We start from the raw sequence: 23,966 nt of genomic DNA, 5'->3' as shown, positions 1-23,966 counted from the left end.
TAGAATAATGTATTTAAAATCAGTTAGATGATGCCATTGTGTTTGGCAGACTAAATTCAAACTCAACGCGACGATTTGCGGCATATTGCTTCACCAAATCCTCCTTAGAGACGACTTGAGTATTTGGTATTTCTTTCACCACTAAACCACTTTCCCCATGTGCTTTGACGCTTATTTGCGCAGCCGATACCCCTAGCATTAATAAACGTTCGCGAACATACGCCGCACGTTGATAAGACAGTGCTTGATTGTAAGCCTCTCGCCCTATTGGATCAGTATAACCATGCAAGGTAAGGCGAGATTCAGGATACATAATCAAAAAAGCCACCGCGTCATCAAATTCAAGATGCGTCGCCTTGGCTTGGTCAAAACCAAACAGGATGGGTGCAATTGTTGGAGGCACGATAATTAAAGGGGAAGCCACCTTGGGAGCCTCTTCATTTTGAACAGTCGCTTCCGCTTTATTCTGTTGCTCAGAAAGCACAGCACAACGAGTATAACGATCGTCGCAATCCAACGTCGCACCGGACGACTGAGAAGCAAAATTGGCACAGCCTGAAACAGCTGCAGCCATCAATACAACTAATGTTGCACGAACACAAAACACACTAGACAACATAGCGACTCCAGAAGCATGTTAAATACATATGAAATAAAAAGGTTCGACAAATTTGAAAATACCGAATTAAAAAAATAGTAAAAACAACATTCATACCCTTAACCTTTGACCTTAAAATTGAAAAGCCAAATACTTTTCAAAGATTTGCGACCTATATAAGTTATTCTAGATCAAACATACCTAAAGATGATATAAAGGATGCAAAAAATAAGCACAACGTTACACTTCGCAACAGTCTCCATTAAAAACCACACTCAACCTCAGCAGCCCTGTCACCTGAGACACCCGTGCAAGAATGTAAGCGCGGGATTATTCAATTAAATAACCCCGCCGCAGACACTATGGACGTTGTGGATATAAGCCCTCTGTGGCAATGCAAAAAGTCAAAACTACACGATATAGCTTCTAAAGAACGGCTTTAAAAGATGGCTTTAAGCAATACAAAGGCATGTCGGAACTTTTATCAAAACGCGTCTATTTTGCCCCTCCCTTGGGAAAGTGCACATTTCCTCATTTTGTGCACACAACAGAAAACTCGCTATCACAAAGCCTGAGTATAATGCTCGACTATTATTTGAAGAGTGTGTTTAGCCACCACTTCAACAATGTCATGTTTTCTTAGGAACACCATATGGAAAATGCTCATAACGATACCTCTTCATCCGGCATGGGATCGAAGGAGTTTACCCTTCTAGTTGCCTTGTTAATGTCTATCACGGCCATCTCTATTGATGCTTTGCTGCCCGCTTTAGGCATTATCGGCAATGAGCTCGGCGCGGTGACGGCAAACCAACCGCAGTTGCTCATTAGCATGCTGTTCTTAGGTTTGGCGATGGGACAATTAATTTGCGGACCACTGTCGGATGCCTTAGGTCGACGCCCTATTCTCTTCAGCGGCTTTGCTTTGTATCTAGTCGGCACCGTGGTCTGTTATCAAGCCGACAGTTTAGAAGTGCTCATGTTAGGTCGCTTTATCCAAGGCTTAGGCGTAGCAGGCCCATATATATCCGCCATTTCTTTGGTTCGTGACTTGTACCACGGCGCGCAAATGGCTCGTATCATGTCATTGGTGATGATGATTTTCGTTTTGGTTCCTGCCATTGCCCCCACACTTGGACAAGCCATTATGTTTGTCGATGACTGGCGTGGTATTTTCGAACTGTATCTGGTTTACGCCGTGTGCCTAATGGTTTGGATTGCGTTTCGTTTAAAAGAGACCTTACCCAAATCCAACCGCATCCCTTTTACAAGAACCGGTTTCTACGAAGGCTTTAAAGAGGTAGTAACAAATCGAATTACTGCGAGCTACACCGTTTGCATGGGATTGTTTTTCGGTAGCTTTATTGGCTATTTGAATTCATCACAGCAAATTTTCCAAGTGCAATTTGAAACGGGTAACCTATTTGCCTTTTACTTTGGCGTGTTGGCACTGGTGCTTGGGTTTTCTTCATTGATTAACTCACGCATTGTTGAAAAGCACGGCGCGAAATACATCGCCTTCCGCGCCATTTGCGTTGTCGTTATTGCCTCAATTATTTTCTTTTCCATGCATGCTTTCGTCACCATCAGCTTATGGATGTTCTTGGTCTACGCATCCGTGTTGTTTTTCTGCTTTGGCTTGTTATTCGGTAACGTTAACTCACTGGCCATGGAACCAATGGGGCATGTGGCAGGCATTGCATCGGCGGTCATCGGCTCAGTCTCGTCCATTATGTCTATGAGTATCGGCACTGTCATAGGCCAAATGTACAACAACACCCTAATGCCAATCTCTGGCGGCTTTGTGATTATGGGGTCACTAGCAATATGCCTCATGTACTGGGCAGAAAAAGGACGTGTAGAAGAAGTCATTGAAGAACAAAGCGCAGCGGTTTAATTAGGGAAGTGTTTTGTCATGCCTTTAGGCCGACAAACCGTATCTTTTGTCGTGCCTTTAGCACGACGAGAGATTGGTTTTATTGACCTAAACAATGGGAACGACCTACTGATAATGTAAAGGCTGTATGTGTGGCTGAGTGTGTTGTCTTGCTTGAGCGAGGTCGTAATTTATTTGCATAGCTAACCAAGCTTTAGCTGTACTAACACCTGCTATTTCAAGTCGAATGGCAAGATCTGGGCTGATTGATGCCCGTCCATTTAAGACACGAGACAAGGCCACACGAGACATCCCTAATCGATGGGCTGTTTCTGTCACAGACAGACCAAGTTCGTTAATTACGTCTTCACGCAACAGCTCTCCCGGATGCGGTGGATTGATCATCATGGTTTTGACTCCTCTAGTGATAATCTAAATAATTAACTAATTCAACATCTACACCAATAAAACGGAACGTTATTCTCCAGTTACCATTGACGTAAATTGACCAATGTCCTTTCAAACCACCTTTTAATGGATGCAACTTGAATGAAGGAAGGTTTAGGTCATCTGTACTAGTTGCCACATCCAATAAAGCTAAGATACGACGAAGCTTTGCAGCATGCGCCGTTTGAATGCCTTTTGTCGTGCCTTTTTTATAAAAAGCCTCAAGCCCTTTGTGTCGAAATCCTATAATCATAAAACAGATTGTATCTCTATGCGATACAAAAAAACAAGGGGGATTTAGTGGCTATGATATCGGCTTTTGCAGGGCATTAGCGCAGCGTGATGTGTCGTTTTGGTATATCTTTAACTGTCTCTATTTTTACAGATAAGCGCCTAGTTCCTCGGCCAATCTGACCTGCGAGATCTAGCGTAGTAGTCTAACGACAGCCTCCATGTAGTCAGCCTGATTACTACCATAAGCTCTTTTATTTTTTCATCATTCACCTAAGCGTAAACAATGTTTATGATTATCGCCTAATGTCTTGCCTTGATGATAATCTGAACTGGTTGGGTCTTGAGGAATTATTTCAAGTGCCAGCTTGTGAATGACGGCCAATCGCTTAACCGCGTTTTTCTTTACATAACCTGTAGGATCTTGCAGCTTTAATTCCTCCACTTTGTCTTTGAGAATAAGCGAAAAAAGGGTGTGCATAGAGTGTCCTGCCATTAACGATGGTAGAATGATGATTGCTCGAATATAAAGACAAATTTATTCATCCTCATCAGACAACGGCGCATCCAAATCTAGCTCAACATTTTCAATTAGGCTTTGAACTGTATTGCGCATACTTATTGTCAATTGCTGTAGATTTTCTGGATGTTGTTGCATGTCATTGGCTAAAAAAGACAAAAACTTATTCATCACAGGATCGTATTTTTTCACAAAAGCTCTCCACAATATATTGCAAACATAAGTCCATATAACCAAGACTCATGCAAAGCCATATCGCACATCCAATAGTGCTGTTTTATCAAAACGTCCATCTAAGTAAAGCCGAACACTTAACTACCAAGAAATGAACCACCTTTCATCAAACCATCAAGCTGACGCACCAAGTCCATCTTATTCATCATTACCTGATTCATTAATGCGGGCATCAATAACGCTTCTCTACTCACCGCTTTTAATGCAAAAAAATTCATCGTCGAAAGAGAATACTGAGCAATCCATGCTTGCAATGTAGACTCTAATACCGCTTCAAATTCAGCAAACAAAGCAAAGGTAGAGGCTGCCATTTTATGTTGCTCGCCCAGTAAAATACGATACACGGCAAGGTGCTCTGGTTTATTGATCCATAGCTCCCATAATACAATCCACCCAGAAATCAGAGTCGCGTCTTTTTTCGTCTGCAACTTTTCTAAACGTGCCTGCATTTTGACTTGCGCTTGCTCGGTGAGTGACATCAATACGGTTTCCCACAACACAAGCTTGGTTGGAAAATTACTGTAGACCGTCGGTTTTGACACCGCGGCAGCCAATACCACTTGGTCAATACTGGTACTTTGATAACCCTGCTCAGTAAACAAGCTTGATGCCACGGTCACTATATGGGCTTTTTTACTGGGTCTTCCTCTTGCCATAACGTCCTCTGATTAAAATAACGAAAGGGATCGAGTCCCTTTATTCTTCAGCCTCTTTATTGCTGATCCTCTGCATAAAACTTTTGCTTTGGGCTAGTCGGTTTGTCAGGAAGAGTTAGTCGTAATTTTCCTGCTTCTATCATTGGGTTTAAAATCGTTTTTCTAAAATGTTCTCTATGTTTTAGGCCTAGAAAATCTTGAATTTCAGCTCGAGTTCTCGGAGTCTGACAAAAAATAAGCACTTGAGCCTCTATAGACATAGCTTGCGCGGTAGCTTGCGCGGTAGCTTGCGCGGTAGCTTGCGCGGTGCTTGATTGAGATTCAATAAAACCCTCAGAAAAAGGCATAATGACTCGAATGAAGTTGGGGCTGAAATGGTAGATACTGTGTGGGTAGGATTTCAATATACGATTAATGCCCGATCCCATTTGCTCAACAATATCTAAATCCCGAAATATACGCATCAGCTCTTTATTCTGCGGCACAGAGTAACCCATAAAAAACTCTTCTTGTGTAAAACCTGCAGGAATGGAGCCAACCGAAGTGATCTCTAGACGATCTGAGAAGAGCTCAAATTTAGGTGGAACTTCTCGGCTAAAATCATTATGCACAATGGCATTAATGACAGCTTCACGCAAAGCAACAGGCTCTAACATTTTTTGCTCTAGCCGCTCTTTGGCAGTAATTTTAGTAAAGGTTCGATTTTCAATATTGAGTTTATCCAATACAGCTTTGGTGGCTTTCACCAAGCAACAATAGCCATATTCTTCATTTTCAATCAGGTCAACACGATCAGTACCTCGATACTTACCCACCTTGATGGAACAACCATTTCTATCGGCAAGTAAGTAGGCAGCGTAATTATATTCGCCACCTTTGGTCGTGAGCTCTAGGTTTTTCGCAAACTGCTCGTTCAACGAATAGGAATGCTCATGGTAATAGATTTTAAGCTGTTCAAAACTGAGGTCTTGATAACGTGAGGCTATATTTCCAATAGAGTTACGTACTCGTTTGGAAAACAGGTCTTCTATCATATCGCTGGGCATTGGCTCACTAGCGCTGCCCACACGAATAAAACAGCCTTTTGATGACATCCCCATTTTACCGAGGTAATAGGGCTTTTCGCTGCCGCTAGCTACAATCACCTTAACAAAAGCTTTGCCTTGCTCTTGCAATAAAACCACATCAAAAAGACCCATCGTTGACGGAGCTATATTTTGTTTTAGCCGATCTTTGATTTTTAATTGCTGCAAATCAACATCATCAACACCAACCAACTCACCATCATCGGCAACACCGATAATCATGACACCGCCATCACGACTGTTCAAAAAGGCAACAACCTCTTTTTCGAGCTTATCGTTGAGTTGACGCTTCAGCTCTAGATGTTGATCTTCAGCTCTATAACCACTGAATTTCACTATTAATACACCTCCAGCAATAGCACCATAGCCATATTCAAAACAACTAATAACAAATTAGAGTGGGATAGCGCTTCTGTCCCTAAGTAACATTGAACCTACGAGATTATACATAAAAAAGAAGCTCGACAGCACTTGGCGAACATTGATGATCGCATTAAATAAACTAACCGGTATAGTTTATTTAATAGAAAGTAATAGCAATTTTAGGAACAAGTCATGCAAAGCGAGAACAGTTTCTACGGAACTAAAGGAGTCAGATTCCTTTAGCAATGATTCGAATAAAGTAAAGGCTAGCTTGGGACAAAACAAACACATTAATCACTATCAATATTCTGCTGAACAAACCGTTGTTTGGCACTGCTGATTGACTGCTGTAAGCGCTGTTCAAGTCGCTCCACATTTATAAGCTGAGTTAAATATTCAGCGACGTGAATATCACCTCCTTCCATTTCCAGCAACTCGATTTGCTCTTGTTTTTTACTGGAACACAAAATGATACCAAGCGGCGGCTTTTCGCCTTCCTCCGTTTCATATTTTTTCAGCCAACTTAGATACAGCTCCATTTGGCTTTTATGGCTATGCTTGAACTTCTCTAACTTAAGGTCTATTACTACCAACCTTTTTAATTTACGGTTGTAAAACAATAAATCTAAATAAAAATCATCATTATCAATTTGAATACGCTTTTGCCGTGCAACAAAACTAAAACCAGCACCTAATTCCAGCAAAAACTGCTCAATATCACGCAAAATAGCATCTTCAAGGTCTTTTTCTAGATAACGGTCATTTAGTTCCAAAAAGTCTAAAACATAAGGATCTTTGAGCAAAATATCCTTGTTATATTGACCTGATGCTCTGAGCTGGGTTAACTCAGCGACTATAGTCTCATCTGGCTTTTTAGAAATCACGGTGCGTTCAAATAATAATGCACCAATACGCTCATCCAGCGTCCGTGTTGACCAGCGCTCTTGAATCGCCATTGTGGTATAAAAATCTCGCTTTATAGGCTCGTCTACATAAATAAGTGTTTTAATATGTGTCCAACTCAATTGTTCACGCAGTGCGTGGACAATCTCAATATCAGGAAATACTTCAGCAAACTTTACACAATAGCTAAGCTGAGCCTTACTCCATCCCCTGCCAAATTGCTGGGTAAGCGATCTAGCTAAACTAACAATGACTTGTTTGCCATAATCAGCACGTTCACCGCCCAACACCTCTTGACGAATACGTTGACCGATATGCCAGTAAAGCAAAGAAATCTCACTATTAACCGCCACCGCCGACCGTTGCTTGGCGTCATAAATAAGTGCAACAACTTCTTCGGTGAGTGGTGACACTAAATCAGATGAGGTATTCATACACTAGCCTCCATGCTTGATGCTTGTTTGTGTGCGGACAATAAAATAGCCAATTATGTTCATTTATTCTTTCAGCAAAGGTGATGCCAAACACCTTTAAAAAATAGATATCAACCATACCGAAAAAAATAGTCGGTAACAAATTAAGGTGAGATAACGCTTCTGTCCCTGTGTGATTGAATGATTTTGTCGCAACAAACCGAAATAAAAACCTTTTAACCTCTCCCTAGCTCTCCCCTTCAAAGACACAAGGGGAGGGAATGTTTTTTCACCCCCCTTGACGCTTACTAAAAACTCGATTAAATTAACTAAACGGTATAGTTAAATAAATAGAGATTTAGGAGCAAGTCATGCAAAGCGAGAACGGTTTCTACGGGCAATACGGCGGTAGCTATATTCCTGAAATCCTTTATTCGAGCCAACAGCAAATTCTACATGCGTTCGAAGAAGCCAAAAACGATCCAGAGTTTCTCGCTGAGCTTAATAAACAATGGCAGCAGTTTTCTGGCCGCCCTACGCCATTGACGTTTTGCGCGAATCTGACTGAACACTTTGGCGGCGCACAAATTTACCTTAAGCGTGAAGATTTAAACCACAGTGGCGCGCATAAGATGAACAACGTGATTGGCCAAGGTTTGTTGGTTAAGCGTATGGGTAAAAAACGTGTGATTGCCGAAACAGGCGCGGGTCAGCATGGTATCGCTACTGCCCTTGTCGCGGCACGCTTGGGCCTTGAATGTACGATTTACATGGGCGCAAAAGACATTGAGCGTCAGTATCCAAACGTTTTCTGGATGAAACAACTTGGCGCAACCGTGGTGCCCGTCACTACTGGCGCACAAACCCTACGGGATGCATTAGATGAAGCGCTACGTGACTGGTCTTCTAGTCATGAAGAAAGCCATTACCTAATTGGCACCTCCTGTGGTTGCGCGCCCTTCCCTGAAATGGTGGCGTACTTTCAATCTGTCATTGGCAACGAAGTTCGCGAACAAAGTGTCGCACAATTTGGTCAATTCCCAGATCGTCTATACGCTTGCGTTGGTGGTGGTTCGAATGCGTGTGGTTTATTCCTGCCTTTCCTCGATGACAAAGACGTGGAAATGGTCGGCGTCGAAGCGGGCGGCAAAGGCTTGGAGCTTGGCGAGCATTCCATTCGCTTATCTCACAATCTTGGACAGCCTGGTATCGCGCAAGGCTTTGCGACCATGTTTTTGCAAGATGACGCTGGACAGCTGCAAGAAACACACTCTATTGCAGCCGGTTTGGATTACGTTGGCGTCTCCCCTATCATTGCCCATTTGGCGGAAATCGGTCGCATCAAGATGACCTACGCCATGGACGATGACGTGATTGCCGCTTGCACTCTTCTACTGAAAAAAGAAGGCATCATTCCTGCGCTAGAATCGTCCCATGCATTAGCGGGTGCCTTTAAAGACGCACCGAACTTGCCAAAAGACTCAAAGATTGTCATCAACCTTTCAGGTCGCGGCGACAAAGACATCTTTAACGTAGCAAAAGCGGTGCAAGACGAAACCTTCCCGCAGTTTTTGACCGATTATCTTGCTTCTTACCCAACTAACCACGCTGACCATAAGGAGCAAAACGCATGAGCCAGTTAGCGGATTTTATTCATCAGAAACGCCAACAAAAACCTATTTTGTCGATGACGCATGTGGTTTACGGTTACCCGAGTGTTGAAGAAAGCTTGAGCTGGATGGAAAGATTAATGCAGGAAGGCGTCGATTTCATCGAAGTGCAATTTCCTTTTTCCGATCCCGTTGCCGACGGCCCAAGTATTGTTGCCGCTTGTCATAAAGCACTAGAGCAAAAGTTAGACGTTGAAACCTGCTTGTCTCAGCTTGGTAAGCTAGCAAAGAACTTCCCTGACAGCCGCATTGTGTTGATGAGCTACCTAAACCCCATGTATCGCTTTGGTTTAGACAAGCTCGCCAAACGCGCAGCAGAGGAAAATATTCTAGGCTTAATCCTACCGGATCTGCCAATTGAACAAGCAGCAACCTATCAAGCAGCTTGTAAAGCCAACGGTATCGATCCCGTTTGGCTGGTAACGCCTGCGACACCAAAAGATCGTTTAGCCATGCTGGCAGGCCAAGCAAGTGGCTTCCTGTATTGTGTTGCACGGTCTGGCGTGACCGGGCACTCTGTCCATGAAGGCAAGAGCAAGGTGAACGTACTGGACGATTATCTAGCAGAAATTAAAACTCATGCTAGCGCTCCGATGGGCGTAGGGTTTGGCTTACGTCACCGTGAACAGATAGAACAGCTAACCGGCAAAGCCGATATTGCCATCTTGGGTTCTGCGTTATTAGATGCGTATAACAATGGCGGCCAAGACCAAGGCATCAAGCTGATAAAAGACTTGTTCCACTAAAAGCGAATCCATAAATAGCACTTGAAAAGCCATACCCCTGAATATATGATCCATATACACACTATATATGGATCATATCTCATGGGCATTATTAAAATCTCCGACGAACTTCACGACGACATCCGCAAAAGCTGCCATGTCATGTCTCGCTCTATCAATGCGCAAGCCGAATTTTGGATAAAAATGGGACGCTTAGCCGAGCTTAACCCAACCCTCACCTTTTCTGAATTGATCGCCAATGAACTGGCTAATGCCAACACAGAAACACCATTGAAAGCGGTCAAATAACATGCAAGTACAGATCAAAACCCCAGCTGAAATCGACTTCATGCGTGAGTCTGGCAAGTTATTAGCCCACGTATTTCATATGCTCGATGATTTTGTCAAAGAAGGCGTTTCAACCTTAGAAATTAACAACAGAGTTGAAGACTTTATTCGGCATGAACTCAGTGCCAGACCGGCGAGTCTAGGTCAATACGGCTATGAATTTGTGCTTAACTCGTCAATCAATGAAGTCGTTTGTCACGGTGTTCCAAGCGACAACCAAAGGCTCAAAGCAAAAGACATCGTCAATCTAGACATCACCCTAGAAAAGAACGGCTTTATCGCCGATTCCAGCAAAATGTATGTCATGAGCGACGCCAACCCTATTGCCAAACGCCTAGTCAAAACCACCTATGAGGCGATGTGGGCAGGAATCAAAAAAGTAAAACCTGGCGCAACTTTGGGCGATATCGGCGCCGCGATTCAAACCTTAGCAGAAAGCAAAGGCTATTCGGTGGTCAAAGAATATTGTGGTCATGGCATTGGCCGCGAAATGCACGAAGAGCCGCAAATATTGCATTACGGTAAAGCAGGAACAGGCATGACATTGGAAGAAGGCATGACCTTCACCATTGAACCCATGATCAACCAAGGCAAAGCCAAAACCAAAACGAAAAAAGACGGCTGGACAGTGGTAACCGCTGATAAGAAATTATCTGCGCAGTGGGAACATACTATTTTGGTCACCTCGACAGGTTATGAAGTACTGACCTTGAGAGACGAAGAAATCTTACAATATGGGCAGTCTTAAACGGAATCTGCCCAGCGTTTTTCCATAAAATCGATAAACACTCGAAGTTTATTGGGCATGAATCGCATCGCAGGAAACTGCATGTGAATGCCTCCTTGAAAATCGCTGTTCAACCGCCAATCTGCAAGCACCTGAACGACTTCGCCTTTTTCTAACGATTCTCGGACAACAAAATCCGGAAAAGGCGCAATGCCGAAGCCTTGCTTTACCCCCTTTAATCGCATTTCGGCATCGTTATTGATATAACGCCCATCCACTGTCACCACGACTTTGTGTGTGCCTTGCGTAAACGACCAAATATTATCACTATCAAACAAACCAAGCGGTAAACACAGGTGATCTACTAAGTCCCTTGGCGAGTCTGGTATGCCGTACTCTGCCAAATATCGTGAGCTTGCACAAAGGATAGAGCGAACTCTACCCAGCGTTTTACATACCAAATGCTCATGCGGCTTTTCGGCGACATAAAACACCAAATCCAGATTCTGATACGCTGGGTCAACGCGCAAATCCGTCACCTTAACCTGTAACGAAATCGCTGGATATAAAGTCATAAACTCCATTAGTAAGGGCTCTAACACTTCCCTTGCCAATGAATCTGGCGCTGCGACACGCAAACGGCCGGACGCCTCGTTAGCATTATTTTCAGAGGCGACAACGGCTTCTTTTGCACTGTCTAACATTTGACGACACTGCTCATACACCGCTCTACCCACCAATGTAATGGTTTGTTGTCGTGTGGTACGTTCTATCAACACGGCCGATAGAGCTGTTTCCATTCGAGATACCTGTCGACTCACACCAGAGGGTGTCACACCAAGTTTCAGCGCGGCTTTAGTAAAACTGCCCGTTTCAACCACAGCAACAAACGCTGCCATATCAGGCAACAAGGCAATCAGTTTATTTGTGTCCATGAGTCATAAGTCTTTTGATTATTGAGCCAATTATCTTTCACATAAACACAAGTTAGCATGCTTTCTCACATCACTCACCTGTATTATCGAGAAAAACATGCTATCAAAAACATTCAACACGCCATTCATCTTATCAAAACTCCCCATGGCGGAATTATCACTTTTATTAACCGCTTTCTTTTGGGGGACCAGTTATGGCATCACCAAAGAAGCCTTGCTCTACACTGGTGTGCTTGCTTTTATCGTCATTCGGTTTGCTTTAACCTCAATGCTACTGGCTCCTATTTTCATAAAAGAATGGCGGGCAGGATTAGCAAAAGACTGGAAATACGCCATACCGACAGGGGGGATTTTATTGTGTATTTTCCTAGCGGAAATCTATGGCGTCTTTCACACCACAGCATCAAAAGCCGCATTTTTAATCAGCCTATGCATACTCATTACACCATTTGTAGAAGCCATAACAGAGCGAAAATTGCCCCGTGCTCATATCATCTTGTTTGCTCTATTATCATTGTTCGGCGTCTTTTTACTGACCACACACAACACAAGCTCAAACACTTTTGACATTCGTTCTCTAGAGCTCAATAAGGGAGATTACTGTATTTTACTCGCTGCGTTTTTACGTGCTTGCATGGTCGTCACAACAAAAACGCTATTGAAAGGAAAAACACTCTCAGCACTCAGTACCACAAGCATTCAGGCCAATGTGGTTACCCTTGGTGCTTTAGTGATTTTTTTAAGCAACGGCAATTCGATAGAGCAACTCTTTCCAACCAACATAGCTTTTTGGCTAGCGGCCTTCTATCTCGCACTCTTCTGCACTGTCTTCGCCTTATTTGCGCAAAACTTTGGCGTGAAACACACCACCCCATCACGAGTCGCTCTACTCACTGGATCTGAACCCGCATTTGGTGCTTTCTTTGCCTTTGTTTGGCTAGGAGAATCCTTAAATACCATTCAAATGATTGGTGGTGGTTGTATTTTATTAGCAACCCTAATGGCTTCAACACAAAGTAGCCAAAGAGACAGATCCCTTAAAAATACAGACTAACGTTAATTTAATCAGCCAACCTTTGTGTTTAAGGAATCTGACTCCTTTATCCAGTTACCTTTGACATAGAAAGTCTTTAAGCAAAAGCCAATAAATCATGTCTACGCAAATATTGTAAAATGATAGCAACACTTTCTTCCACAGAAACAGCGGCGGTATCAATATCAATATCGGCGTTGTCTGGAATGTCATAAGGTGAGTCAATGCCCGTAAACTGGGTCAAATCCCCCATTCGGGCTTTGTGATACAGCCCCTTAACATCTCTTTTTTCACATACAGAAAGAGAAGTGCTCAAATAAATTTCAGTAAATTGGGATGGACCAACAAGGTTTTTTACCCATTCACGTTCTTCTTTAAAAGGAGAAATAAAGGCAGTAATCACAATAAGACCTGCCTGAGTAAAGAGCTTTGCCACTTCACCCACTCGGCGAATATTCTCGCTTCGATCTGTATCTGAAAAACCGAGGTCTTGATTCAAGCCATGCCTAAGGTTATCACCATCAAGCAAAAAGGAGTGGTGGCCGCGAGCAAACAACGCCACTTCAAGGGCATTGGCGAGAGTGGATTTGCCAGCACCACTTAAGCCCGTAAACCATATAACGTGTGGAGATTGATGTTTTTGCAAAGCTCGCTCGACCGTCGAAACGCTCACTTCTTGTCGAAGAAGATTCTTATCCATACAGTCTTCCTTAACGTTCAGACAAAGCAAAGGGCAAAGATTGCACAAACGGTGACAAAATGTATTCCAATACACTGCGCTGTCCCGTCACAATACCCGCGGTGACCAACACCCCAGGAGACAATTTATAACGATTGGAACCTTTTAGAAAAAAGTCCTGATCAAGAATCAGACGAACAGTGTAATACACCTCGCCTTCTTCTGTGGTAATGGTATCCGGACTGATGGAGGCAACCGTCCCCGTCAAACGACCATAATGGCTAGCCTCGCCAGAAGCCAACTGAATAAAGGCCTCTTGACCTTGTTGAATATGACCAACATCCTGAGGCGGTAACTTCGCTTCCACCACCAATCCATCTTTGCCCGGTACCATATCGATCACCGTACCACCCGGCGCCACCACGCCGCCTTCGGTCACCACATAACGATTTTTAATAATGCCATCCATCGGCGCACGCAATACGGTTCTTTCTAAGCTATCTTTGAATTTTTTAAGACGCTGCATTCCTTCATCTAACTGAGAGCGAGTATCAGACAAAGACGCGTTCACTTCTTCATTGTATTTGTCCTGAATGGACTTTAAATTGCTCTGCGCTTGCGCAAAAGACGCCTTAGACTTTGCCAAACTGGCCTTACCTTCCGCGATATCACTTTCTAACTGATTCAGTTCTTTCAAACTGTTTAAATGGTCATAACGATTGCTCAGAGCATTACTGAGCAGTTCCTTCTCAATCGCATTTTGCTCCTTCACCAGCTTCAAACGCTCTTCACTAAATTGGATACGTGTGGCTATCTCTTTTATAGTTTGCTGACGAACATTCATCTCCTCTTGCTGAGCTTGCAAAGCACTGAGTAATTGATCACGACGGGCATAAAACAAGGCCTCGCTACGCGTTACCAATTGTGGGTTCGCCTGCGCAAATGCTTCATCAAATACCAGCTTATCTGCGCCTTGTACTTCCGCTTGCAAGCGTACTTTATCAGCTGTGAGAGAATTCACTCGCGACAACATTTCGCCGTAAGAAGAGCCACTGCTTGTTGTTTCCAGTTCCACCAAGGCTTCCCCTTTCACCACATGTTGACCTTCTTGCACCAAAATTTTGCGCACGATACCGCCTTCTAAATGCTGAATCGTTTGCACTTTATTCACTGGCTCTACCGAACCATTGGCCATACTCACCACATCCAACGGACTCACCGCCGACCAGACTAGAAATGCAATAAAACCTGCAATCAAAATAATCAATAAACCGCGTTGTGACTTACTCACTTGCTCTATTGATTCATACGCCTGCTTGCTGTCTTGGCTCATGCAAACCACTCCTTCTCAACGCCAGGAGCAGGGCTTGGACGCACCGTCGCCACTTGCATTACATGACTTTCGTCTAAATTAATAAACTTAGCGCCCGCTTTTAACGGCTGCATAAACTGCGAAATAATAATCAAGGTACGTTTCTCTTTTGCCAACTCGGCCAATACTTTTTGCATCATGGTAATGCCCGCTTTATCCAAACCTTCTAGTGGTTCATCAATCACCACCAACTGGCCCTGAGAAAGCAATGCACGCGCAAAAGCAATACGACGACGAATCCCCAAGGCCAAATTACGACCACGCATTTGGATCTCCATGTCCAAACCATCAGGATGCTGATTCAACCAATCGCCAAGACCTACTTTGCCAATCACCTCAGTCAGTTGCGCATCTTGCAACGACGCATCCATTAAGGTCATATTGTCCCGCAACGTACCAGGCAACAGATCAGGATCTTGTGGCAAATACACAAGTTGCTCTCGCCACCAATGAGCATTCACTTGGCGCAGCTCTACCCCATCGATGGCGATACTGCCGCGCAAGGGCTGCACCAAACCGGTTAACAAACGCGCCAAGGTGGTTTTTCCCTTCCCGTTGCTGCCTGTTACCGTTAAAGTTTCCCCGGCGTCCAACTCAAAATTCAAATTTTCATACACCATCAAAGGCGAATTTGGATAAGCAAACATCAGCTGTTTAACACTGACTTTGCCTTTAAAACTTGGTAACTTTGTGCCTTTTTGCGTTTCTTCCGGCAAAGCAAGAAAGTCATTGACACAACCAAAGTCACGCACCGCGTTTAACCACATCGGCATTTGCTGAATCGGCTGACTAATCAACATAATCAAACGCGCCGACAGAATATTTGCACCAATTAACACGCCAAAGTTCAATTCCCCATGAACCGACAAGGCCGCCCCCACAGAGATCACAATCACCGACATAAACACCGTCGCATTGCGCACCTGACTTTGCATTTTTTCTTGTTGCAACTGCAAATGATGTCGCGACAATCGACTCTCACCGCTGCCATTCACCAAGCGCTGTGACAACCAATCTTGGGCGTTATTAATGCGCACCGCTTCCGTCAGCTCGGCATTTTTCAACAACACATTGTATTTACTCTGATTGGTTTGATGATCCGAAGTAATAGACTTCATGCGATGTGCGCTCACGCCCAACATCACTAACAACACCACCACAACCAACAGCACACACAGGGCCAACTGCCAAGACAAGGCAAACAACACCGCCAGCAACAATAACGCAAAAGGCATGTCCAACAAGGCCAACACGGGCTGCGGGCTAACCGCCTGACCGATTCTCTCTAACCACGTCGTCGTGCCACCATCCGCTGCCGAATTCAAGTGCGACTGCAACGCACCACTGCGGGCATTCAACAAGGTATGGCTGACCTTTTCGGACAACTTGCGCGACTCCACCGCACACAACGAAGACGCAATTTTAAAGCGCGCACGACGCAGAAACATTTCCACGCCAATGCCCACCAATGCGCCCGTGGTCAAGGTATATAAAGTACTGTCCACACCGTGAGACAAATAACGGCCGTAAACCAACATAACAAACACCGTCGAGGTTAAGCCCAAAATATGGATCACCAAACTGCTCAGCACCATATACACATTCAAATCTGACCGAGCCCACAAAGGAGCCAATAACGCACGCATACAAAAGCCTTTAAAAATTAAATAACCTGTAGGTCGGCCTTTAGGCCGTCAATAGCCCGATAACACCAAACCAAAACCCTTGACGCGCTAAAGCACGACCTACAAGATCGACGAAATTAAATATATTGCTCAGACCCAACCAAAGGAAATAGCTCCTCGTCTTCCACGCCATCGGCAAGATGATGCGACGCTGGCACAGACGCTGTCGCCAGTGCCGACCTTTCCCCAGTGCCTTTCTGAGTTAACGCCGCTGCCTTGTCCGTCTGCCCGGTACGCTCGTAGGCCTTAATTAAATTGTCACGCCACTCTTTTTGCCATGGCAAGGCTTCCAATGCGGATTCAACCAGCTTGATACCTTCTTCCATGTGGTTTTTCCTAAAATACACCAAGCCTGTCATATACTGACAAGCAGCATGACTCGGGTTGTGGTGCAGCATTTTTTTGAAACAAGTTTCCGCTTCATCCAACTCACCTTTATGAAAATGCGCCACTCCCGTGGTCAGAAATCCAGGCACTGGCAAGGTCAACATCTCAATAGGATCAAACTCAATCTTCGCGTTTGTGCCCCTAATCAAAGGCGCTAACTTATCTTGATAATTCATCCATTTCGCCTTAGACGTTTTATACAAAGGCTGACGCACCTGCCAGACACTGGCCGTTTTGACCGAGCGCTCTAACTCATTAAATTTCAATACCTCGGGCTGCCATTCCACGCCAATGTAATCCAACATTTTGCGGGCTGAACCTTCCAAATTTTCCACCACATCTTCGTAATGTATTTCGAGAATCTGATTGGGAAATACCTGATTCCAATGATGCATCAGCAAATTATGGTCCGCCAACTGCTCACCAATATGGGTCATGTCATAGGCAAAGCCCATGCCACCATGCTTGGCTTGGTAATCGGTAAAGTAATTTGATAGGGCAATATCGCGAGGATCGCGACGCACCGAAATGATACGAGCATTAGGGAAAAGAAACTTAATCAAGCCGATGTTTTCAAAATTATGCGGCAATTTATCAACAATATGCTTGGCCTCAGGCGCATACGCTTGCAGCTCTTTCAGAACATTATTGGCAATACCTTGGCAAACATACGCATCAACATCGTCAATGCAATCAGGAAACTGACGTCCCGAACCCACATGGCGCTCCCAACGATTCAACCCCTGTATCACGTTAGGAATCACCCCCAGTTCACCCGCGCCAAAAATGTCACTGTGCCCTGCGATAATCTGTTCCACCAAAGTAGTGCCTGAACGCGGCATCCCTAAAACAAACACGGGCAAAGTCGACGCCACACCGCAGTCCGCCCTGTGTTCATACAAAGAAGCCGAAAACGCATAACGCATACGCGCACAGCGGTTACGGTGATCTTTTGGGTCGTACTTCAAAAAACGCAAACTGGCCGTGTTTGCCTGTTCAGCCATGGCAAACGCTTTGTGGTAGTCTTTGCGTTTTTCCCATGCGGCGGCGAGTTGAAATAACAAACTGGAGCGCATAGAGCCTTCCATGCTTGGCAACTTAGCGGCTTTTTCCAGCTTCTCCAATGTGTCCACATCGTCAGGAAAACGTCGCGCATTGATCAGGGCGCTGTAGCCCTTGGTTGGGTCGATCTCTTTGATTTTTTCAAATAACGCAACCGCCTCATCGATCTGACCTTGCTGCATCAGCTGATGACCTAAGCCTGACAGGGCCGGCACAAAATACGGCCGCTCGGCCAATACGTCACGAAACAACGCCTCCGCTTTATCGAACGCCAGTGCATCCGATTCCACCATGGCCAACGCATTTTTCGCTTGCAGTCGACACAACTCGACCTTTTCCACGCTGTGTTCCGCGCCCACTACCATGGCGTCGGCCAATGCCACGGCTTTTTCTGCCGCATGGCGCGCCTGAGTCGCTAATGAATGCAAACAGGCGCTGGACAAATTCACCCACAACGCACTGTTGTCTTTATCTTGCGCAATCGCGCGACGAATATACGCCATCGCTGGAATAGTCAAGCCCTGCACCTGAGCCAACTCCGACAAGGCCAAAAGCAGCGTCACATTATCAGGAAAAGCCTGCAGTAGATCCTTTAAGTAGGATTCAGCGATGCCATGCTGGTCATGCTCGGCCAACAAAGTCGCGTACGACTTACCCCAAAAAACCGCCTTGTCTTCATCAAAACCAGGCTGATCGTCTGCGGAATCTTTTAGCGAGGTTAGCCACTGCTCTGCAGCGGCGTATTGCGCACGACTCACCCACCATTGTAATTGCAAACGGTACAGCCGCGTTTCGTAGCCGTCGAACACAGTGTCGGACCATTCGTCTCGCTGAGCCTGCAAACAAGCAAACGCCTGCGCGATCAGTTCATCGATTGCGGTGTCATTAAGCAGGGATAAACGCAATTGCAAACGATTCAAATGCACCGTCATGCGCCACGGCGCCAAACGCACAGCACGCTCGAACAAAGCCAGCGCCTGCTCGGCATCCCCCTGTGTCATACAGCACCAGGCCAAACGCGCCAGTGCCAGATCATGCTCTGGGGCATCGGCCAGCAGTTTGTCTAACAGTACGCGCGCCTTGTCTATTTGATGGCAAGCCATGTACACCGCCGCCAAATCGCACAATGTGTCTAAATCATACTGGGCAAAGTGAGCTTCGACCAACGCCATGCTCTCGTCCAACGCCTCACCTTCCCCCAAGCGGGCATATGCCAAGGCCAACAACACCCGAGCCGCCCTATGGTCAGCGTCTTTGTCTAACAAGGCCAAACAAGCGGTTTTTAACTCATCAAAAGATTGACGCTCGACACAGCGGCGCAATGCAGAAATATCTTCTATCATGGAAAATTCAAATACCTTGTTGGCCTAAAGGCCAACCGACAAACAACCCATTTTTGTGGTCGGGCTATCCCGACCACAAAAACCACAGCGACACATCGCCAGCTTTATCAGCAAGCGACTACGACGGCGTCGCCCATGTAACCGCTTGGGATACCGACGAGGGTAAAGCATTCTTGTAACGGTCTGCGAAATTACCCTCGTCGCCATTGGGGTTCGACTTCCATGCGCCCACCCAAAGATCGACACTAAAACCACTACTGGTAGTAGTGAATCTCTTTAACGTTCCTGACTTCGCAATGTATGCCGCATGTTCTGAACGAGAATTACTGAAATAAATGACACCGGAATGATCGATTGTCTTCTGTACGGAGCGCCCTGATTGCATAACAGCTACGTTGGCGTCATTCCCAACCAAAACTATTTCATCATCTACGCCTAAGTTTGCGCCGCCAGCCCAGCTGTAACCATCATCAAGTGATACATCATCATCATCACTGTCGACTACAATATAAATAGTATACGAGACACTCTCCTCAAACACTCGACCACCATCAACACTACTCGACTTACCCGTTGTTAAATTGAATACGACAATTGTTGGCGACACCTCATCCACCATAGTTACGTCTTCTCCGGCGGTATTTCCCGCGACATCGATCACATTGCTCTTATCTATGGCAACCGTATCGCCAGACGCCGCAGTCGCATCCTCGCCCGTCCCTAGTGAAATAGTGAAAGTGTCGGCGAAGCCATCGTTGTCATCGTCGCTAGCACTGACCGTTGCACCGTCTCCGAATGACTTGCCTGCGGCTAGGGTAAACTTGTCTATTGTTAACGTGCTCACGTCCACCGCTTCGCTGAACTTGAGCGTGACACTCTTTCCATCTTCACTCCAAGTGACGGCATTCTCCGCCGCTACTGCTGGCGCGGTGGTGTCGACCGTAATCGCCCTGTCGTTACTGCGTATGTCCGAGGTATTACCTGCTGCATCCGTTTGCCTAACCTGAATATCGCCTATCGCGTAGGTGGCATTCGCACCAAGTTCAAAACTGTCGCCCGTTCCTCTTGTCCAACTCGCGCCCTTATCGACACTGTATTCCCAGCTCGCAACATCCTCAGCCAAGATGACATTAACGGTGGCGTCATTGGTAATACCATCATTGGATATACCCGAATCGCTAACGAGAGCAAAGGCAACGGCACTTATTGTGGTATCCGTTGTAATTGCACTGACATTGCTGCTGGCAGCCGAGGTATTGCCCGCCGTATCTGTTTGTCTAATCTGAATCCGACCTTCAGCGTAGCTGGCATTCGCACCAAGCTCAAAACTGCTACCTGAGCCTGTCGTCCAGCTTAAACCGCCATCTATGCTGTACTCCCAACTAGCAGCATCTTCTGCCAAGGTGACATTAATGGTGGCATCATTAGTGATGTCATCACTGGCGGAGGAACCTGTATCGCTGGCAAGGGCAAAGCTTGGTGCCAATAAGGCGGTAGTGTCGACAGTAATCGAGTTTTCATTACTGCTTACATTCGAGGTATTACCGGCCTTATCCGTTTGCCTAACCTGAATCTGCTCTGCATCGTAGGTGGCATTTGCACCAAGCTCAAAACTGCTGCCCGTTCCTGTCGTCCAATTTTCACCGCCATCTATGCTGTATTCCCAACTCACGGCATCTTCAGCCAAGGTGACATTGATAGTGGCGTCATTGGTAATGCCATCGCTGTCAGATATACCCGTGTCATTGGCGAGAGCAAAGGGAGGTGCTGAGGCAGTTGTGTCAACCGTAATGGCGCTGTCGTTACTGCGTACGTCCGAGGTATTACCTGCTGCATCCGTTTGCCTGACTTGAATCTGACCTACCGAGTAGGTGCTATCTACCGCTAGCTCAAAACTGCTTCCCCTTCCTGCTGTCCAGTTTACACCGCCATCAATGCTGTATTGCCAGCTAGCAACATCGTCAGCCAAGGTGACATTAACGGTGGCATCACTGGTAATACCATCAGTGTTAGATGTTCCTGTATCACCAGCAAGTACAAAGGTGACAGCACTTACGGTACTGTCAACAGTAATAGTATTATCCGATTTCGCACTTAAGTTACCCGCCGCATCGGCGGTATACACGACATAGGTACCGTCCACTAACCCGGTTGCCTCCAACACTGTGTTACTGTTGGCTGAGGTGATCTCAACACGGTTGTATTGGTTATCCGCCAAGGCTTCAATATCACTTAGACTGTTAATATTTCCGGCCTCAGTCGCTAACACCAAATACGCCATGCCCACTTCACTGCTTTGCACCGTGACGGATTTGCTGTCATTAATGATATTGTTCGTCGCTACCGTACCATCAGCATTAAACAACTGCACAAAAATACTATCACCACTCACATCATTGGCGCCCTGCCAAGTGACCACAAAAGCACCGTCGCTACCTACCGCGGTAATTTGTGGAAATCTATCGGACCCTGTCGTATTGCCCAGCGCTTCTAGCTGCACCGTATCGCCATTGGGTGTGCCATCAGCATTAAACCGCTGTACAAAAATACTGTCATCATTATCACTGTCCCGACCATACCAAGTAACAACATAAGCACCGCCATTACCCACCGCGATGACTTGTGAATCCTTATCAGAACCACCTGCATTGCCTGGTGCCTCTAGCTGCACAGTGTTGCCATTAGGTGTGCCATTGGCATTAAACAACTGCACGAAAATACTGTCATCATCACTGTCCTCACCAGACCAAGTGACAACATAAGCCCCCTCACTACCCACCGCAGTGATTTGTGGAAATATATCAGACCCCGTCGTATTACCCAGTGCTTCTAGCTGCACAGTGTTGCCATTAAGTGTGCCATTGGCATTAAATCGCTGTACAAAAATACTGTCATCACCATCACTGTCCTCACCGGACCAAGTGACTACATAAGCCCCCTCACTACCTACCGCGGTGACTTGTGGATCCGCATCGGACCCAGTCGTATTACCCAGTGCTTCTAGCTGAACTGTGTCACCATTGGGCGTACCATCAACATTAAACAACTGCACAAAAATACTGTAATCGCCATCATTGTCCTCACCATACCAAGTGACGACATAAGCACCTTCACCCACCGATGCGATTTGCGGACTACCATCATCTTTAGAGGCATCGCTAGCGCCATCTAACTGGGTCATGGAACCAATGGTGTTACCATGAGCATCAAACAACTGCACATAAATATTGTAATCACCGTTGCTGTCCTGACCATTCCAAGTGACAACATAAGCCCCGTCACTGCCCACTGCTGCAATTTGTGGATGTATATCAGACCCAGTCGTATTACCCAGTGCTTCTAGCTGAACTGTGTCACCATTGGGCGTACCATCAACATTAAACAACTGCACAAAAATACTGTAGTCAACGTTGCTATCGTAACCATACCAGGTGACAACATAAGCACCCTCACTGCCGACTGCGCTGATTTTTGGCTCCAAATCAGACCCAGTAGTATTGTCCAGCGCTTCTAGCTGCACCTTTTCACCACTAGGTTTGCCATTGGCATTAAATCGCTGCACAAAAATACTGTCATCACCATCACTGTCCTTACCATACCAGGTGACAACATAAGCCCCCTCACCGCCCACTGCGGTGACTTGTGGAAAAATGTCATTTTTAGAAGTATCACTGACACCATCCAACTTGCCAACCAACAGCAGCTCAGCAGTCGGCACAGTCGTATCCGTGGTAATCGCTGCGACATTACTGCTTACGTCCGAGGTGTTACCCGCCGCGTCCGTTTGCTTAACCAGAATCTTACCTGCAGCGTAGGTAGCATTCGCGCCAAGCTCAAAACTACTATCCGTTCCAGTTTTCCAAGTTCTACCACCGTCCAGACTGTATTGCCAACTCGCGGCATCTTCAGCCAAGGTGACATTAATAGTGGCGTCATTGGTAATACCATCACTGTCGGACATGCCCGTATCGTTGGCGAGGCCAAAAGTAGGATCACTTGGTTTAGTGGTATCTAAAATATAATCCTGTTCTAAAATGGCACCCACGTTACCCGCAGCATCACGTACGGCAAGCTGAATCGTATTCTCACCATTTGCTAACGTTGTTGACCATGTCACAATAGTGCCATTAACGTCACTACTTGGTACTTGTACCCAAGTCGCACCGTCATCTACCGATCCCCAAACGGATTCATCTGAGGTTAAGGTTTGAGCCAAAGTCACGTTAATGGTCTGCAAAGCAACATTGGTAATAAAGTCAGCTGCTTTGCCTGTATCTGCACTTAGGGATAAGCTGTTTGATTGAGGCGTATTAGTCGGCGCGTCTTGATCGCCCGTTACCGTGAAGGAGTTCGTTGCTTCACTCTCATTACCAGCACTGTCCGTTTCTTTGGCATTGAACTGGTAGGTGGTTTTGTTCACCACTTCCGCCGTATAAGTCCAGTTTCCTTCTTCATCCACGGTCGCATCGCCCACCTTAATGTTGCCATTATAAATAACAACAGATGAACCAACTTCCGCTTTACCTGATAACACTACGCTGTCCGCATCAGTAGTATTACCCGATGTTAAATTACCTTGCACATTGCCAACTTCATCTTTGACAGTAAAGTCAGAGGACAAAACTGGTGCGACTGTATCAATGCTCAAGGTTAAGGCTGAACTCGCTTCACTTT

Annotated in this window: 20 protein-coding genes; 6 read left to right on the top strand and 14 right to left on the bottom strand. The window is 45.6% G+C overall.

The window, feature by feature from the left end; all coding sequences use genetic code 11:
- Positions 1 to 19: 19 nt before the first annotated feature.
- Complete coding sequence (locus DK187_RS19780; protein ID WP_111609030.1) at positions 20 to 619, bottom strand: OmpA family protein; 600 nt, start codon at positions 617 to 619, stop codon at positions 20 to 22.
- A gap of 631 nt (positions 620 to 1,250) precedes the next feature.
- Here DK187_RS19780 and DK187_RS19775 point away from each other — a divergent pair.
- Positions 1,251 to 2,495, top strand: a complete 1,245-nt coding sequence (locus DK187_RS19775) for a multidrug effflux MFS transporter (RefSeq protein ID WP_111609029.1) — start codon at positions 1,251 to 1,253, stop codon at positions 2,493 to 2,495.
- A gap of 105 nt (positions 2,496 to 2,600) precedes the next feature.
- On the opposite strand, the gene DK187_RS19770 is transcribed toward DK187_RS19775, so the two are convergent.
- The 7 genes from DK187_RS19770 to DK187_RS19740 all read right to left on the bottom strand — a co-directional run bounded on the left by DK187_RS19770 (position 2,601) and on the right by DK187_RS19740 (position 7,347).
- The gene (locus DK187_RS19770) at positions 2,601 to 2,882 is read right to left on the bottom strand and encodes a HigA family addiction module antitoxin (RefSeq protein ID WP_111609028.1); all 282 of its coding nucleotides are present in this window, start codon (positions 2,880 to 2,882) and stop codon (positions 2,601 to 2,603) included.
- 13 nt (positions 2,883 to 2,895) lie between these two features.
- Entirely contained in the window at positions 2,896 to 3,174 is a 279-nt protein-coding gene (locus DK187_RS19765) for a type II toxin-antitoxin system RelE/ParE family toxin (RefSeq protein ID WP_111609027.1), read from the bottom strand.
- A 243-nt stretch (positions 3,175 to 3,417) separates the two neighbouring features.
- Positions 3,418 to 3,633, bottom strand: coding sequence for a type II toxin-antitoxin system YhaV family toxin (locus DK187_RS19760; protein WP_204355671.1), 216 nt, complete (start codon positions 3,631 to 3,633; stop codon positions 3,418 to 3,420).
- A 57-nt stretch (positions 3,634 to 3,690) separates the two neighbouring features.
- A complete protein-coding gene (locus tag DK187_RS19755; RefSeq protein ID WP_204355670.1) occupies positions 3,691 to 3,864 on the bottom strand; it encodes a type II toxin-antitoxin system PrlF family antitoxin in 174 nt (57 codons plus the stop codon).
- Between the two features lie 119 nt (positions 3,865 to 3,983).
- On the bottom strand, positions 3,984 to 4,562 hold the full coding sequence (locus DK187_RS19750) for a TetR/AcrR family transcriptional regulator (RefSeq protein WP_111609025.1): 579 nt from the start codon (positions 4,560 to 4,562) through the stop codon (positions 3,984 to 3,986).
- 56 nt (positions 4,563 to 4,618) lie between these two features.
- On the bottom strand, positions 4,619 to 5,983 hold the full coding sequence (locus DK187_RS19745) for an RNA-binding domain-containing protein (protein ID WP_111609024.1): 1,365 nt from the start codon (positions 5,981 to 5,983) through the stop codon (positions 4,619 to 4,621).
- A 317-nt stretch (positions 5,984 to 6,300) separates the two neighbouring features.
- Positions 6,301 to 7,347, bottom strand: a complete 1,047-nt coding sequence (locus tag DK187_RS19740; RefSeq protein WP_111609023.1) for a PDDEXK nuclease domain-containing protein — start codon at positions 7,345 to 7,347, stop codon at positions 6,301 to 6,303.
- Between the two features lie 350 nt (positions 7,348 to 7,697).
- Between DK187_RS19740 and trpB the strand changes: the two genes are divergently transcribed.
- From trpB to map, 4 genes are all read left to right on the top strand, one after another.
- Positions 7,698 to 8,960: a tryptophan synthase subunit beta gene (gene trpB / locus DK187_RS19735; RefSeq protein ID WP_111609022.1), complete on the top strand. Its 1,263-nt coding sequence runs from the start codon at positions 7,698 to 7,700 to the stop codon at positions 8,958 to 8,960.
- On the top strand, positions 8,957 to 9,742 hold the full coding sequence (gene trpA, locus DK187_RS19730; RefSeq protein WP_111609021.1) for a tryptophan synthase subunit alpha: 786 nt from the start codon (positions 8,957 to 8,959) through the stop codon (positions 9,740 to 9,742). Before trpB ends, trpA begins: the two co-directional genes overlap by 4 nt.
- 81 nt (positions 9,743 to 9,823) lie before the next feature.
- Complete coding sequence (locus DK187_RS19725) at positions 9,824 to 10,030, top strand: ParD-like family protein (RefSeq protein ID WP_111609020.1); 207 nt, start codon at positions 9,824 to 9,826, stop codon at positions 10,028 to 10,030.
- A 1-nt stretch (position 10,031) separates the two neighbouring features.
- Positions 10,032 to 10,817 carry a type I methionyl aminopeptidase gene (gene map / locus DK187_RS19720; protein WP_111609019.1) on the top strand — a complete coding sequence of 262 codons (786 nt, stop codon included), beginning with the start codon at positions 10,032 to 10,034 and terminating at the stop codon, positions 10,815 to 10,817.
- On the opposite strand, the gene DK187_RS19715 is transcribed toward map, so the two are convergent.
- Positions 10,814 to 11,731 (bottom strand): LysR family transcriptional regulator, encoded by a 918-nt coding sequence (locus DK187_RS19715; RefSeq protein WP_111609018.1) that lies wholly within the window; start codon positions 11,729 to 11,731, stop codon positions 10,814 to 10,816. The genes map and DK187_RS19715 overlap by 4 nt on opposite strands.
- A 97-nt stretch (positions 11,732 to 11,828) precedes the next feature.
- Here DK187_RS19715 and DK187_RS19710 point away from each other — a divergent pair, with 97 nt between their 5' ends.
- A complete protein-coding gene (locus tag DK187_RS19710; RefSeq protein ID WP_111609017.1) occupies positions 11,829 to 12,785 on the top strand; it encodes a DMT family transporter in 957 nt (318 codons plus the stop codon).
- A 76-nt stretch (positions 12,786 to 12,861) separates the two neighbouring features.
- Here the strand turns inward: DK187_RS19710 and cysC are convergent, their stop codons facing one another.
- From cysC to DK187_RS19685, 5 genes are all read right to left on the bottom strand, one after another.
- Entirely contained in the window at positions 12,862 to 13,464 is a 603-nt protein-coding gene (gene cysC, locus DK187_RS19705) for an adenylyl-sulfate kinase (RefSeq protein WP_111609016.1), read from the bottom strand.
- A 10-nt stretch (positions 13,465 to 13,474) separates the two neighbouring features.
- Positions 13,475 to 14,776, bottom strand: a complete 1,302-nt coding sequence (locus DK187_RS19700) for an HlyD family type I secretion periplasmic adaptor subunit (RefSeq protein WP_111609015.1) — start codon at positions 14,774 to 14,776, stop codon at positions 13,475 to 13,477.
- Entirely contained in the window at positions 14,773 to 16,461 is a 1,689-nt protein-coding gene (locus tag DK187_RS19695; protein WP_111609014.1) for an ATP-binding cassette domain-containing protein, read from the bottom strand. The genes DK187_RS19700 and DK187_RS19695 overlap by 4 nt, the downstream gene beginning before the upstream one ends.
- Before the next feature lie 116 nt (positions 16,462 to 16,577).
- Positions 16,578 to 19,292: a tetratricopeptide repeat-containing sulfotransferase family protein gene (locus DK187_RS19690; RefSeq protein WP_111609013.1), complete on the bottom strand. Its 2,715-nt coding sequence runs from the start codon at positions 19,290 to 19,292 to the stop codon at positions 16,578 to 16,580.
- Between the two features lie 118 nt (positions 19,293 to 19,410).
- The coding region (locus DK187_RS19685; RefSeq protein ID WP_162623565.1) for a beta strand repeat-containing protein at positions 19,411 to 23,966 on the bottom strand (4,556 nt) is incomplete at its 5' end.

Source organism: Marinomonas arctica (genome assembly GCF_003259225.1).
Classification (GTDB): Bacteria; Pseudomonadota; Gammaproteobacteria; order Pseudomonadales; family Marinomonadaceae; genus Marinomonas; species Marinomonas arctica.
The sequence above is the reverse complement of the archived record's forward strand: the minus strand, read 5'-3'. Positions and strand labels throughout refer to the sequence as shown.